Below are 14,297 nucleotides of genomic sequence, written 5' to 3'. Positions count from 1 at the left end.
ATCCGTTTCACGCTCGGCGGGAGGCGGTCAGTCGCACGTGATGGGCTCGGTAGCATCAAGCACCGGCCCGGACGGGGGAGATGTCTTCATCCCCTGAGCCGTGTCCGCCATGGGGCACCCCGTTCGCCGGTCCACGCAGCCGGAGGTGCCCATGAGTGCGGAGGCCACGAATTCCGCGACGCCAGGCCCGGTAGCAGGCCCTGTGACGCCTGCGGTGCCTCGCAGGAAGGCCCGTGCCCGCATCGACCTGCGCCGCCTCGGCCGGGCGGCGTTGCTCGGCCCCGCCTCGCGCGGCCGGTTGCCCGACGCCATCAGCCATGTCGTCGAGGCCCACCGGGCCCACCATCCCGACGCCGACCTCGAACCGCTGCGCCGCGCCTATGTGCTGGCCGAGTCCTCGCACCGCGGCCAGATGCGCAAGAGCGGCGAGCCGTACATCACGCACCCGCTCGCGGTGACCCTGATCCTCGCCGAACTCGGCGCCGAGACCACGACCTTGACGGCCTCTCTGCTGCACGACACCGTCGAGGACACCGACGTGACGCTCGATCAGGTCGGCGAGCAGTTCGGCGCGGAGGTCCGCTTCCTCGTCGACGGCGTCACGAAGCTGGAGAAGGTCGACTACGGCGCCGCCGCCGAGCCCGAGACCTTCCGCAAGATGCTCGTCGCCACCGGCAACGACGTCCGCGTGATGTCGATCAAACTCGCCGACCGGTTGCACAACATGCGCACCCTCGGCGTGATGCGCCCCGAGAAACAGGCCCGCATCGCCAAGGTGACCCGTGACGTGCTCATCCCGCTCGCCGAGCGACTCGGCGTCCAGGCGCTCAAGACGGAACTGGAGGACCTGGTCTTCGCGATCCTGCACCCCGAGGAGTACGAGCACACCCGGGAGCTGATCGTCGGCAACGCCTCACGCGAGGACGATCCGCTCGCGGAGATGGCCGACGAGATGCGCACGGTCCTGCGCGAGGCCGGCATCCAGGCCGAAGTCCTCATCCGGCCGCGGCACTTCGTCTCCGTGCACCGCGTCTCCCGCAAACGCGGCCGACTGCGTGGCGCCGACTTCGGGCGGCTGCTGGTGCTGGTGAACGAGGACGCGGACTGTTACGGCGTGCTGGGTGAACTGCACACCTGTATGACGCCGGTCGTCTCGGAGTTCAAGGACTTCATCGCCGTCCCCAAGTTCAACCTGTACCAGTCGCTGCACACAGCGGTCGCCCGCGCGGACGGCCAGGTCACCGAAGTCCTCATCCGCACCCACCAGATGCACAAGGTGGCCGAGGCCGGCGTCGTCGCGCTCGGCAATCCCTATGCTCCTCCTTCGGAGGAGCAGGTCGCTGCCGGCGACGGCGAGCGCGCCGACCCCACGCGCCCCGGCTGGCTCTCCCGCCTCCTCGACTGGCAGGAGGCCGCCCCCGACCCGGACACCTTCTGGTCCACCCTGCGCGAGGATCTCGCCCAGGACCGCGAGATCACCGTGTTCCGGCCCGACGGTGGCACTCTGGGGCTGCCCGAGGGCGCGACCTGTGTGGACGCCGCCTACGCGCAGTACGGCGAGGACGCGCACGCGTGCATCGGCGCCCGCGTCAACGGCCGCCTGGCGACCCTCAGCACCGTTCTGCGGGACGGCGACACCGTACAGCTCCTCATGGGCCAGGACCCGGCCTCGGAGCCTTCCAGGGAGTGGTTGGAGCACGCTCACACGCCTGCCGCCAGGATCGCCATCCAGCGGTGGCTGGCCGCGCACCCCTCGCAGGGGACCGCGGAGGCCAAGGAGGCCGGGGTGGCCTTCCGGGGGGCGGCGGAAGGGGCCATGAACCAGACGGCTGCCCCGGAAGGGGCGCCCGTGCGGCCGGGTGCCGAGGGCCCGGTCGGCCGGTCCGAGGGCGGCGACGTACTCGTCGACCGTCCCGGCGCGACCGTACGCCTCGCCGGCTGCTGCACCCCCGTACCGCCCGACGAGGTCACCGGATTCGCCGTGCGCGGGGGAGTGGTGACGGTTCATCGCGTCGGGTGCTCCGCGGTGGCGCGTATGAAGGGGGCCGGGCGCGCGGAGGTCGGTGTGCGCTGGGGAGAGATCACCGAATGCCGGGTCACTCTGGTCGCCGAATCGTTCGTCCGCCCCCATCTGCTGGCGGACCTCACGGAGGCCATGGCCCTGGAGGGCGCGGAGATCGTCTCGGCGACGGTCGAACCCCCGACCCAGCAGCGCGTACGCCACACCTACACCGTCCAGCTGCCGGACGCGGCGCTGTTGCCGGGGCTCATGCGGGCGATGCGGAACGTGGGGGGCGTGTACGACGTGAGCAGGGCACAGCCGCAGACTCAGGGGGTGTGAGCAGGGCGCGTGTGAGGGGGTGACGCGGGCGCGTGAAGGCACGGGGGGCTCCAGCGGCTGGACCCACCTGACATACCCGTTCGAGTGGGACGGTCGCGCGTCGTCGACGCCCCGCACGCGCGCGCTGATAGCCGTGGTGCATGCTGCTCACCCCCCGCACCGAGGCTCAGCGACCAGTCCCTGGCGCTCCTCGCACCCGCCCCGGAACCCGCCGACGGGCCCAGGCGTCCGCCCTGGTCGCCCTCACCGCGTCCTTCGGCCTCCTCGCCGCGAGCGCCCCGGCCGAACCCCTGGGCGTCGGCGACCGTCTGTTCCCGCACCTGGGCAACCCCGGCTACGACGTGGCCTCGTACGACCTCTCCTTCACCTATACCGGCACGAACAGCAAGCCCCTCCAGGCCGTCACCACGATCGACGCCTGGACGACGAAGGACCTGGACCGCGTCAACCTGGACTTCGCCCACGGCAAGGTCGAGTCAGTCGAGGTCGACGGGACCTCCGCGACGTTCCGCAGCGCCGGTGAGGACCTGGTCGTCACGCCCGAGGAGCCGTTGGCCGACGGCAGCTGGACGCGGATCACCGTGCGGCACACCAGCGACCCCGTGTACGGCAAGACCCGGGAGGGCGGCTGGGTGCGGACCAAGGACGGCCTCGCCATGGCCAACCAGGCCGACGCCGCCCATGTCGTGTTCCCGTGCAACGACCACCCCTCCGACAAGGCGATGTTCACCATCCGGGTCACCGCGCCCAATGGCTACACCGCCGTGGCCAACGGCCTGCCGACGGACGTGGACCGCGCGGGCGGCTCGACGACCTGGACGTACCGCACCCGGCACCCCATGGCCACCGAACTCGCCCAGGTGTCCATCGGCCGCTCGGAGGTAGTGCACCGCACCGGGCCGCACGGACTGCCCGTCCGGGACGTCGTGCCCGTCAAGGACCGCAAGCAGCTCGAACCGTGGCTGAAGAAGACCCCGGGCCAGATCTCCTGGATGGAGAGCAAGGTCGGGCGCTACCCCTTCGAGACGTACGGCCTGCTCATCGCCGACGCCGCCACCGGATTCGAACTCGAGACGCAGACGCTCTCGCTCTTCGAGCGGGACCTCTTCACCGACTCCGCCTTCCCGAAGTGGTACATCGAGTCGATCATGGTGCATGAGCTGGCGCACCAGTGGTTCGGCGACAGCGTCAGCCCGCGCGCATGGTCCGACCTGTGGCTCAGCGAGGGGCACGCCACCTGGTACGAGACGCTGTACGCGGCGGAGAAGGCGGGCCGGCCGATGGAGGCGCGGATGAAGGCCGCGTACGCCGCCTCCGACCGCTGGCGTGCGGCAGGCGGGCCGCCCGCGGCGCCCAAGGTGGCCGCCGCCGGCCAGAAGAACGGGATCTTCCGGCCGAACGTCTACGACGGCGCCTCCCTGGTCCTGTACGCCCTCCGCCAGGAGATCGGCGCCCCGGCGTTCGAGCGCCTGGAGCGCGCCTGGGTGCAGCGCTACAAGGACCGTTCCGCCACGACCGCGGACTTCGTCGCGCTGGCGGAGGACATCTCCGGACGCCACCTCGACGGCTTCATGCACGCCTGGCTGTACGGCGAGAAGACCCCGCCGATGCCCGGTCAGCCGGAGTGGAAGTCTGCGGACCCGACGCAGACGGCCGGGAAGACGAAGGCAACCGGGAAGCCGGCTGGGAAGAAGGCCGCCGCCAGGACGGCCGCCGGGAAGAAGGCGACCGGCGAATAAGGCGGTGACGAGACGGGCCGTGCCGTGCGACCATCTTCAGGTCGGCACGGCACGGTCCGCGGGAATCTCCCGGGGTACTCGTGCGTTGTGGGTAGTGACGGACAGTTTCCGGGCGCTACGGACCCACTCCGAAGGGCCAGAACCACTGCCACCGTCGCCGCAAACGGATTCCCCATCGACGTAAGGACCCAATGACCTCCTCTTCTTCCCCTTCCCAGGACTCGCAGCGCTTCGCGCACACCTATCCCGAAGGTCTTCGGGCCGATGCCCTGATGGAAGAGGACGTCGCCTGGAGCCACGAGATCGACGGAGAGCGGGACGGCGACCAGTTCGACCGCTCCGAGCGCGCGGCACTGCGCCGCGTGGCGGGCCTCTCCACCGAGCTCGAGGACGTCACCGAGGTCGAGTACCGCCAGCTCCGCCTGGAGCGGGTCGTGCTCGTCGGTGTCTGGACCTCGGGGACCGTGCAGGACGCGGACAACTCCCTCGCGGAGCTCGCCGCCCTCGCGGAGACCGCGGGCGCGCTCGTGCTCGACGGCGTGATCCAGCGCCGTGACAAGCCCGACGCGGCCACCTTCATCGGTTCCGGCAAGGCCCTGGAGCTGCGCGACATCGTCGTCGAGTCCGGCGCCGACACCGTCATCTGCGACGGTGAGCTCAGCCCGGGCCAGCTCATCGCCCTCGAAGACGTCGTCAAGGTCAAGGTCATCGACCGTACGGCCCTGATCCTCGACATCTTCGCCCAGCACGCCAAGTCCCGAGAGGGCAAGGCGCAGGTCGCGCTCGCGCAGATGCAGTACATGCTGCCGAGGCTGCGAGGCTGGGGTCAGTCGCTGTCCCGGCAGATGGGCGGCGGCAAGGGCGGTGGCCTCGCCACCCGTGGTCCCGGTGAGACCAAGATCGAGACGGACCGGCGTCGGATCCGCGAGAAGATGGCGAAGATGCGCCGGGAGATCGCGGACATGAAGACCGGCCGCGAGATCAAGCGCCAGGAGCGCAAGCGCCACAAGGTGCCTTCGGTCGCCATCGCGGGCTACACCAACGCCGGTAAGTCCTCCCTGCTCAACCGCCTCACTGGCGCGGGCGTGCTGGTCGAGAACGCGCTGTTCGCGACCCTCGACCCGACCGTGCGCCGGGCCGAGACCCCGGGCGGACGGCTGTACACGCTGGCCGACACCGTCGGTTTTGTACGGCACCTGCCGCACCACCTGGTCGAGGCGTTCCGCTCCACCATGGAGGAGGTCGGCGAGTCCGACCTGATCCTGCACGTGGTGGACGGCTCGCACCCGAACCCGGAGGAGCAGCTGGCCGCCGTACGCGAGGTGATCAGGGACGTCGGCGCGACCGACGTACCGGAGATCGTCGTGATCAACAAGGCGGACGCGGCCGACCCGCTGACGCTCCAGCGGCTGATGCGGATCGAGAAGCGCTCCCTCGCGGTCTCGGCCCGCACCGGCCAGGGCATCGACGAGCTGCTTGCGCTGATCGACAACGAGCTGCCCCGCCCGTCCGTCGAGATCGAGGCGCTCGTGCCGTACACCCACGGCAAGCTGGTCGCCCGCGCCCACACCGAGGGCGAGGTGATCTCCGAGGAGCACACCCCGGAGGGCACGCTGCTCAAGGTGCTGGTGCACGAGGAACTGGCGGCGGATCTCGCGCCGTACGTTCCGGCGCCGGCCGCCTGAGCCACGCCGTAGATACGCCGAAGGCCCGCCCCCTCACGCAGGGGGCGGGCCTTCGGCGTATGTATGAGTGTCAGCGACCGCCGTACGTCTTGCTCATGTACTGGTACACGGATTCGGCGCCCGCTCCCAGCTGCGGGCCTGCCAGCCAGGTGTTGTCCTCAGGGCCGATGGACGTGTTCGACACCAGCTTGGTCTCGCCGTCCACCACCCGGAACCAGCCGCCCCCCGACGAACCGCCGGTCATGGTGCAGCCGATGCGGTACATCGTCGGCAGAGTCGAGCTGAGCGAGAACCGGCCCGGCTGGTCGAGGCACTTGAACATCCGCAGGCCGTTGTACGGCGGCGCCGCCGGGTAGCCCCAGGCGCCCATCGTGCCGGCCTCGGTCGCCGACGGCGCCGAGAAGTCCACGTCGAGGGCGGCGCCGACCGTCTCCTCGAGCGACTTGGAACCCTGCTCGGGCTTCACATGCAGCACGGAGTAGTCGTACGCGGCACCCGCGCCGCCGGTCTCCGAGCCGCCCTGGATCCACTCGTTGGACGTCGAGACCCAGTCCGCCCACCAGTTGCCGTACGGGGCGATCTCGGTGGCGTTCGCGTTGCTCAGCTGAGCCGCGGACTTGCCGAGATCGTTGTACGCCGGTACGAAGACGATGTTGCGGTACCAGCCGCCGTCGCCACCGGCGTGCACACAGTGGCCGGCGGTCCAGACGAGGTTGGACTTGCCGGGGTGGTTGACGTCCTTGATGACCGTGCCGGAGCAGACGGCCGGGCCGTCGGGGGAGTCGAAGAAGACCTTGCCGACCGGTGCCGCGTTGTCGTGGTACGGCGTCTTCTCGGCCGTGGCCTGCACGGGGGCGGGCTCCGGATCGCTCACGCCCTGGTCGGCGGAGGCGTCCTGCGTGGTGACCGTCTTGTTGGCCTCCTTGGCGGACTGCATCCGATCGGGCTTCCAGAGGCCCTCGATCACCGGGTTGACGAAGTCCTTGGCCTCACTCAGCCACTTGTCCTTGTCCCAGTCCTTCCAGCCGCCGCTGGTCCACTTGTCGACATCGATGCCGTGCTCATTGAGCTTGTCCGCGATGTCGGTCGGGATCTGGATCTTGCCGTCGCCGATCTCGTCGGCGGCCTTGGACGCGGCGGCATCGGCCCGGTCGTTCGCCGCGTCCTCCACCGAGCCGCCACAGGCGGTCGCGGTGAGCGCGAGGACGGCGACAAGGCCGGTGGCCGTCAGGGCGGAGCGCCGCCTGCGGCGTGGAGCTGTGGGCATGGGTGTGGAACGCACGGTGCGGTAACCCCCGTTGGAACGTGCTGAGACGTAGTGCGACCCCTCGGACGCGACACCCCACTATGCCCGTGGAGTTGAGGGCGAACGGCGGTGAGGTGGTGAAGGTTTCTCCCCCGCCCCACCGCCGCCGGTGCCTACGTCACTGACCGGCGTACTTGTCGCTCACCTTGTCGAAGATGCCGTTGGCCTCCTTGCCCAGCCGCGGGCCTGCCAGCCAGCCCGAGTCCACCGGGCCGATGGAGGTGTTGGAGATGAGCGCAGGCTTGCCGTCCGAGCCCGTCGCGACCCAGCCGCCACCGGACGAACCGCCGGTCATGGTGCAGCCGATGCGGTACATGGTCGGGTCCGATGCCTTGAGCGACAGCCGGCCCGGCTTGTCCTGGCACTGGTACAGCTTCTGGCCGTCGAACGGCGCGGCCGCCGGGTAGCCGATCGCCTTGATGCTGTCCACGTCGGGGACAGCGGGCGCGTTGAAGTCCACCGGCAGGGCCGAACCGACCATCTCCTCCAGGGACTTGCCGTTGCCGCCCTTCTCCGGCTTCACTTGCAGCACTGCGAAGTCGTACGAGGCGCCGTCGCCGCCCGTCGCACCGCCCTGCGCGATCCACTGGTCCGAGGTCTGCGCCCAGTCGGCCCACCAGACGCCGTATGGAGCGACCTGCTCCCGCGTGGCGTTCTTGATCTGCGCGGCCGGCATGCCCGAGTCGTTGTAGGACGGCACGAACGCGATGTTGCGGTACCAGCCACCGCTCTTGCCGGCGTGCACACAGTGTCCGGCCGTCCAGACCATGTTGGACTTGCCGGGGTTGGCCGGGTCCTGGACGACCGTCGCCGAGCAGACCATCGTGCCTTCCGGGGAGTCGAAGAACACCTTGCCGGCCTCGGGCGCGTTGGCGTGGTACGACGTCGGTACGGCCTGGGCGTCCACGGGCGCCGGCGTCGGGTCGGTCACGCCCTGGTCACCGGAGAGGTCGCTGTCGTCGACGCCACGGTCCGGATCCTCGGCGTCCCGCATACGGTCCGGGTCCCACAGGCCCTCGATGATCGGGTTGATGTAGTCCTGCGCCTCGCGGAGCCAGTCGTCCTTGTCCCACTGCTTCCAGGCGCCGTCCTTCCACTTGTCGATGTCGATCCCGTGCTCTTTGAGCTTGTCCTTGATGTCGTCCGGGATCGTGATCTTGCCCTCGCCCCCGGCCGCCGCCGACGCGGTGGCGGCGCCGCCGGCCTCGGGCTCGCCCGACTCGCAGGCGGTGACGCTGAAGGCCAGCGCCGCGGCCAGCGCGACCACGGGGAGCGGGGAGGTGGTGCGGCGCGTGTTCCTCCCTCGACGAGCGGTGAACGACGGCCGTATCGAACGCATGATCTGACTCCCCCTGGGATGACGGTACTTGGTGCCGCGGCCGTGTACTTCCGCGTTCCATCGCTGGTCCGGTGTGTGTCACGGCGCGTTGGGACGGCACCACACACTATGCGCTCGCTGCGGGGGAGTTCCGACGGAACGGCAACGGTTTCGCTACGGGCTTGCTGACCTGGCAATTCATCCGGAGAGGTGCTGATTGGGAAACGCCGTGGCTTGTGCATGGCCGAGTGAGGCTGGTGCTCTGGCGGGAAAGGCCCATGGGCCTGGTCGGCACCTCTAGCGTGCTCCCATGAACGATCGCGATGTTGCTCACGGTTTCACGTCGGTGGACACGCAGCCTCGGCCCGCCGAATGGGTCCAGGCCCTGGACCGGTTGAGTGCGGAGCCGTTCTACGCCGCTTACAAGCAGCGGTTGCGGGAGTTCCTGCGTGCCGAGCCCGGCGAGCTGTTCCTTGAGGTCGGAGCGGGTACTGGGGACGCCGCCGTAGCCCTGCGCTCGCGCTGTGGGGTCGAGGTCGTGGCGGTTGACAGCTCCTTGACGATGATCGCGCAGGCACGGAACCGAGGGCTGCCACGCGCCGCTGTCGCGGACGGGCATCGGCTGCCCTTCGCGGCGGGTCAGTTCAACGGCGCCTGGGCCGACCGGGTCCTGCAGCATGTCGCCGAACCGGCGCGGGTGCTGGACGAGTTGCTACGCGTGGTCCGCCCCGGTGGCCGGATCGCCCTGGCAGACCCGGACTACGACACCCAGGTACTCGACATCGAAGACCAGGAGCTCGCCCGCCGGGTGTTGCGCTTCCGGGCCGACGCGGGTCTGCGCAACGGTGCGCTGGCCCACCGACACGCCGGACTGCTCGGTGCTCGCGGCCTCCACGACATCACTGTGGAAGCCCGGACTCTGGTCGTGCGCGACTCGTCGGCGGCCGACAATGTCATGGGCTGCGCACCTGGGCGCACACCGCCGCTGCTCGGGGCTACCTCGACCTCAAGGACGCGGACCGGTTCGTGGCCCAGTTCGACGATGCCGTGCGCGCAGGTCGCTTTACCTACGCCGTCACGTTCTTCCTTACGGCGGGCACGCTGCCGTTGTCAGACTGAGGGCAGCGAGTGAGGGGGAGATATGCCGTATCCGACCGCGGCGGTGCGGGAGCGGCCCCCAGTGGTGGCCCTTCTCGCTGCGGGCGCGGGCTCGTTCCTTCGTTCGGCGGCCAGGAGGTCGCGGTGGCGGGTGTTGGCGTCGCGCCATCGCAGGTAGGCATGCAGGGCCCGGGTGGTGGTGACCGTGCTTGTGCCTCTCGTGCGCCGCCGGCTCAGCCCTTGGGGCGAGACCCTTGCGCAGTGCAAGAGATCGCCAGCCCCTGCCGTCCCGCCGTCCCGCTGGGCTTCGCTGCCGGACTCGCTGCCGGGCTTCGCTCAGCGGCGAGCACGGCTGACGGCGTCGAGACGCACGAAGGGGATGGCTCGTCCGGCATCTCGGAACGACGCGTCGCCACCATCCACCGGTAGCCCCATGAATGCGCACAGACGGCGGGCTGTTGCGGGATGCCTCCGGGCATAGCGGGCCATTTCCTCCCCTCCCTCCTCGGGTGACAGGAACTGGGCGGTGACGGCATGGTGACGGTTGCCGAACTGAATGACCGTCTTCGGCTCCGCGCGAAGGTTCCGGTACCAATCGGCTTTCGGGCCGAAGCCGGCAGCGACGGTCCAACTCCCTTCGGAGGGTTCGTAGTGCACGACCTCCAGGACCACATGGCGATTCAGTCCGGTGACGCGGCCGGTGTGGTGCAGCAGGAGCAGCCGTTTGCCGAAGACCGGCCCCAGTCCCGCGCGGAAGAGCAGGATCGGCAGCCGTGCGGCCAGGCGCCGCCATCCGGCAGGGAGTTGCGGGCGGACGGATGTTTCCTCGCGTCTGCGCGTCATCGTGGCTCTTTTCGCGGGTAGGAACTGTCGACTCTCGGACTCGGCTCGGACTCGGCTCGGACTCGGATCCGGACTCGATTGGGTAAAGGGCTGGTGCGGGGATCTCCTCGTTCGGCAAACCTTTGCATAGTCTAAATGTGATGGGGGGAGACATCTGGGAAGAGTGACCCCCTCCAGGGCTGCCACACCGCTGGAGTACGTCGTGACCGTGAACAAACCGTCGTCCGGTGGCCGGGCTCTGTCCTGGATGCCGATCATGGTGATGGCGGCGGTGGCGGGCGTGGACGTCGTGGCTGGCCCGAGTGTCGGGCTGCTTCCGCTGGTTTCGCTGGGGCCGGCGTTCTCAGGGCTGGTCGGAGGGTGGCGGCGTACCGCGCTGATCGGCTTCGTGGCGCTGGTGCTGTGCGTGGGGCTGGGGCTGTACGACGGACTGTTCGAGTCCCGGCGGGGATACACCGCTATGGCTTCTGTGGCGGGAGTGACGGGCGCGGGTATCGCGGCGGCCGTGATGCGTTCGCGTCGGGAGGCGGAGCTGGCCAGTGTGCGGTCGATCGCGGAGGTGGCCCAGCGGGTGCTGCTGCGGCCGGTGCCGCTGACCGCGGGGCCGTTGCAGGCGGCGGTGTCGTACACCTCTGCTGTCGCCGAGGCTCGGATCGGCGGAGATCTGTACGAGGTGGTGGCCTCGCCGCACGGCGTCCGGGTGATCGTGGGCGATGTGCAGGGCAAGGGGCTGGCCGCGGTGGAGACGGCCGCGGTGGTGCTCGGCGCGTTCCGGGAAGCCGCCCATGACGAGCCCGAATTGACGGGACTCGGCGCGCGTCTGGAGCGCAGTGTGGCACGGGAGTTGGAGGGGGAGAAGTTCGTCACCGCGATACTCGCCGAGATCGGTACCGACCACGAGGCCGTCTTCCTGAACTACGGCCATCCGGCCCCGATGCTCGTACGGCGCGACGGAACGACTGACTTTCCCCAGCCCTTCGCGTACGCGCTCCCGTTGGGACTGGGTGCGCACGGGACGGATGCTCCCGAGCCGTTCCGCGTGGGCTTCGCACCTGGCGAGCAACTGCTGCTGTACACCGACGGCATCACCGAAGCCCGCGACGACACCGGCCGCTTCTATCCCCTCGGCGACCGCGCCCACCTGCTGAAGGATCTGGACGCGCACGCCGCTCTGCGGGGCTTGCGCGAAGACGTGGTTCAGCACGTCGCCGGGCCAGTGCATGACGATGCGGCGATGCTCCTGCTGCGCTACCACGGTCATGGACATGCTTAGGGGCGGGGCGGGGCGGGGCGGGGCGGGGAGAATCTGTCCCCGGTCCGTGATTGAGCAGCAACCACTGGCGCCGACGTCGGACGATCCGGAACCGCACCCGCTGGTTGGGCGACCGACGCCGCTGTCGGGCGCGACGCGTGATGGTCGGACATGCGCCGACCGCATCGCCCTTGGCCCGGGTGGAACCGCGTTTGATGGGGCAATCGCGCGCCGTGGTGTGGGGGCCCGCGGATTTCGTCGGTCTGCCACCGTGGTGGCTGACCGGGGAGGGACTCCTGGCCGGAGTGCTCGGGGCGGGGTTCCATCGGCCTGAGTGCGCTGGTGGGCGCCTGGTGCGGGATCCCCGGGCTGGCACACGGCGAAGCCGGCCTGTTGTGCGCTGCGGCACTTGCTTTCCACCCTGGCGTGATGCGGGCCGGACGGGCGCTGATCGGCATCGTGGCGTGCTCGGAATGGGCCTGGCCCTCGTCACCTCAGGCCGCCGCTGGTGTGGTCCTGGCCGGGCACGGGCGTGTCGAGTCCGTGGTCGTGACGTCGGTGCAGGACGCTGCGGCGACGGCCGGCCGTGGCCGCTGCCTGTGCTACGCGGCCGCTACCTGTGCTCCGTGGCCGACCGGTATGGCGCACCGCTCGAGATCCGCATCTGGCGAGGCTGCGGTAAGACGACTCGCCCTGGCGACGCACTCGCCGTCGTGTACGACCCGAAGGGGCGGGCGTCTTGGCGGAGCGTGGAGACCGGGGCGTCCCGGGTGAAGCCCCTGCGTGATGCGGCCGGCTGGGCCGAAGGCGCAGTGTGCCACGGCGGAGGGCCGTGGGAAGCGATGCCTCCCACGGCCCTCGGTTGCGGGTACGCGCCGGTCAGTGACTTCCGGTGAGCTCACCGCTGAGCGTCTTGTGGATCCGGGCGCTGGGTTCGTTCAGGCCGATGATCTGGACGGTCTTGCCGCGTTGGGCGTACTTGGTCTCGATGGCGTCCAGGGCCGCGACGGAGGAGGCGTCCCAGATGTGGGCGGCGGTCAGGTCGATGACCACCTTGTCGGGGTCGGTGGCGTAGTCGAACTGGCCGACGAGGTCGTTGGAGGAGGCGAAGAAGAGTTCGCCGGTGACCCGGTAGACGGCCGTGGCGTGGTCGGGGTCGGTGACGGCGGTGACCTCGGCGAGGTGGGCGACGCGCTTGGCGAAGATGACCATGGCGGTGATGGTGCCGACGACGACGCCGATGGCGAGGTTGTGGGTGGCGACCACGCACGCGACGGTGATCACCATGACGGTGATTTCCCCGGCCGGCATTCGCTTGAGGGTCTTCGGGGCGATGGAGTGCCAGTCGAAGGTGGCCACCGACACCATGACCATCACGGCGACGAGCGCGGCCATGGGGATGTCGGAGACGACCGGCCCGAAGGCGATGCACAGCACCATCAGGAATGCTCCCGCGAGGAACGTCGACAGGCGGGTGCGGGCGCCGGAGACCCGTACGTTGATCATCGTCTGGCCGATCATGGCGCAGCCGCCCATGCCGCCGAAGAAGCCGGTGACGATGTTGGCGATGCCCTGGCCGACGGACTCGCGGGTCTTGGAGGAGTGGGTGTCGGTGATGTCGTCGACCAGCTTGGCGGTCATCAGCGACTCCATCAGGCCGACCAGTGCCATGGCGAGCGCGTACGGGGCGATGGTGGTGAGCGTGTCCAGGGTGAAGGGCACGTCCGGCATGCCGGGGACGGGCAGGGACGAGGGCAGGGCGCCCTTGTCGCCCACCGTCGGCACCGCGATCCCGGCCGCGACGGTGATGACGGTGAGGATGACGATGGACACCAGCGGCGCCGGGATCACGGTGGTGATCTTCGGGAAGAACACCATCAGTGCCAGCCCGGCGGCGATCAGCGGATAGACCGGCCAGGGCACGTCCGTCATCTCCGGCACCTGCGCCATGAAGATGAGGATGGCGAGGGAGTTGACGAAGCCGACCATCACACTGCGCGGCACGAACCGCATCAGCTTCGCCACCCCGAGCGCGCCGAGGACGATCTGGAAGATGCCGGCGAGTATGACGGCCGCGACGAGGTAGCCGAAGCCGTGCTCGCGGTTGAGCGGGGCGATGACCAGGGCTACGGCACCCGTGGCCGCGGAGATCATGGCCGGCCGGCCGCCCACGACGGCGATGGTCACCGCCATGGTGAACGAGGCGAAAAGGCCGACCGCCGGGGCGACCCCGGCGATGATCGAGAAGGAGATCGCCTCCGGGATCAGCGCCAGGGCGACCACGAGACCGGCCAGCACCTCGGTGCGCAGCACCTTCGGATCGGACAGCCAGGACGGGCGTCGGGAGCCGCGCAGCCACGCGGCCGGGGACAGTGCGGAGGAAGACAAGAGATGAGGAACCTGTCGTGCTCGGGCACACCCGGCATCAGGCGGGCGCGCAGAAAGGTGTGGAAGGCCAGGCGGCCGGCCACGAAGTCCGTGAACGGCGGACCGGAGTCAGAGCGGCGGTAGCTGAGCGACCCGCGAGGGAATCGGTCGCTGCTCAGGAGCGAAGGGTCACGGCGGGCAGGCAGCGGCGCCAGGCATCACGGACATGCGCACGCTCTCTCCTGCTTCACGGACTACGGTCTTCGCCGGGGGCATCGTCGGCCCCGACATGACTGACGGTCACGGGACGGCATCCCGCACCATGGGTATGGGCAAGGCAGCCAGCCG

General features: G+C 69.8%; 9 protein-coding genes and 1 pseudogene. 5 read left to right on the top strand and 5 right to left on the bottom strand.

Annotated elements, in window-relative coordinates:
- The first annotated feature begins 151 nt into the window (after positions 1-151).
- From ACZ4UU_RS38895 to hflX, 3 genes are all read left to right on the top strand, one after another.
- Positions 152-2,341 (top strand): RelA/SpoT family protein, encoded by a 2,190-nt coding sequence (locus tag ACZ4UU_RS38895; protein ID WP_471908144.1) that lies wholly within the window; start codon positions 152-154, stop codon positions 2,339-2,341.
- 140 nt (positions 2,342-2,481) lie between these two features.
- Positions 2,482-4,080: a M1 family metallopeptidase gene (locus tag ACZ4UU_RS38890; RefSeq protein WP_471908143.1), complete on the top strand. Its 1,599-nt coding sequence runs from the start codon at positions 2,482-2,484 to the stop codon at positions 4,078-4,080.
- A 191-nt stretch (positions 4,081-4,271) separates the two neighbouring features.
- Positions 4,272-5,765, top strand: coding sequence for a GTPase HflX (gene hflX / locus ACZ4UU_RS38885; protein ID WP_471908142.1), 1,494 nt, complete (start codon positions 4,272-4,274; stop codon positions 5,763-5,765).
- 70 nt (positions 5,766-5,835) lie between these two features.
- On the opposite strand, the gene ACZ4UU_RS38880 is transcribed toward hflX, so the two are convergent.
- Positions 5,836-7,032 carry a trypsin-like serine peptidase gene (locus ACZ4UU_RS38880; protein ID WP_471908141.1) on the bottom strand — a complete coding sequence of 399 codons (1,197 nt, stop codon included), beginning with the start codon at positions 7,030-7,032 and terminating at the stop codon, positions 5,836-5,838.
- A gap of 157 nt (positions 7,033-7,189) precedes the next feature.
- A complete protein-coding gene (locus tag ACZ4UU_RS38875) occupies positions 7,190-8,410 on the bottom strand; it encodes a trypsin-like serine peptidase (RefSeq protein ID WP_471908140.1) in 1,221 nt (406 codons plus the stop codon).
- Positions 8,411-8,699: 289 nt separating this feature from the next.
- On the opposite strand from ACZ4UU_RS38875, the gene ACZ4UU_RS38870 reads away from it, so the two are divergent.
- Positions 8,700-9,521, top strand: a complete 822-nt coding sequence (locus tag ACZ4UU_RS38870) for a methyltransferase domain-containing protein (RefSeq protein WP_471908139.1) — start codon at positions 8,700-8,702, stop codon at positions 9,519-9,521.
- Between the two features lie 33 nt (positions 9,522-9,554).
- On the opposite strand, the pseudogene ACZ4UU_RS38865 reads toward ACZ4UU_RS38870, so the two are convergent.
- Positions 9,555-9,682: pseudogene (locus ACZ4UU_RS38865) on the bottom strand (IS630 family transposase); the annotation flags it as partial.
- Between the two features lie 141 nt (positions 9,683-9,823).
- Positions 9,824-10,330, bottom strand: coding sequence for a nitroreductase family deazaflavin-dependent oxidoreductase (locus ACZ4UU_RS38860; protein WP_471908138.1), 507 nt, complete (start codon positions 10,328-10,330; stop codon positions 9,824-9,826).
- 202 nt (positions 10,331-10,532) lie between these two features.
- Here ACZ4UU_RS38860 and ACZ4UU_RS38855 point away from each other — a divergent pair, with 202 nt between their 5' ends.
- Positions 10,533-11,603: a PP2C family protein-serine/threonine phosphatase gene (locus ACZ4UU_RS38855; protein WP_471908137.1), complete on the top strand. Its 1,071-nt coding sequence runs from the start codon at positions 10,533-10,535 to the stop codon at positions 11,601-11,603.
- 858 nt (positions 11,604-12,461) lie between these two features.
- Here ACZ4UU_RS38855 and ACZ4UU_RS38850 read toward each other — a convergent pair.
- On the bottom strand, positions 12,462-13,970 hold the full coding sequence (locus ACZ4UU_RS38850; RefSeq protein ID WP_471908136.1) for a SulP family inorganic anion transporter: 1,509 nt from the start codon (positions 13,968-13,970) through the stop codon (positions 12,462-12,464).
- Positions 13,971-14,297 lie beyond the last annotated feature (327 nt).

The sequence above is a fragment of the Streptomyces sp. NPDC028907 genome (genome assembly GCF_055564995.1).
This window is presented reverse-complemented; position numbering and strand designations above follow the sequence as displayed.

Bases quoted from the DNA above. Each gene is read 5' to 3' on its own strand.
- ACZ4UU_RS38895 (WP_471908144.1), top strand. From the start codon at position 152: ATGAGTGCGGAGGCCACGAATTCCGCGACGCCAGGCCCGGTAGCAGGC.
- ACZ4UU_RS38890 (WP_471908143.1), top strand. From the start codon at position 2,482: ATGCTGCTCACCCCCCGCACCGAGGCTCAGCGACCAGTCCCTGGCGCT.
- hflX (WP_471908142.1), top strand. From the start codon at position 4,272: ATGACCTCCTCTTCTTCCCCTTCCCAGGACTCGCAGCGCTTCGCGCAC.
- ACZ4UU_RS38880 (WP_471908141.1), bottom strand. From the start codon at position 7,032: ATGCCCACAGCTCCACGCCGCAGGCGGCGCTCCGCCCTGACGGCCACC.
- ACZ4UU_RS38875 (WP_471908140.1), bottom strand. From the start codon at position 8,410: ATGCGTTCGATACGGCCGTCGTTCACCGCTCGTCGAGGGAGGAACACG.
- ACZ4UU_RS38870 (WP_471908139.1), top strand. From the start codon at position 8,700: ATGAACGATCGCGATGTTGCTCACGGTTTCACGTCGGTGGACACGCAG.
- ACZ4UU_RS38860 (WP_471908138.1), bottom strand. From the start codon at position 10,330: ATGACGCGCAGACGCGAGGAAACATCCGTCCGCCCGCAACTCCCTGCC.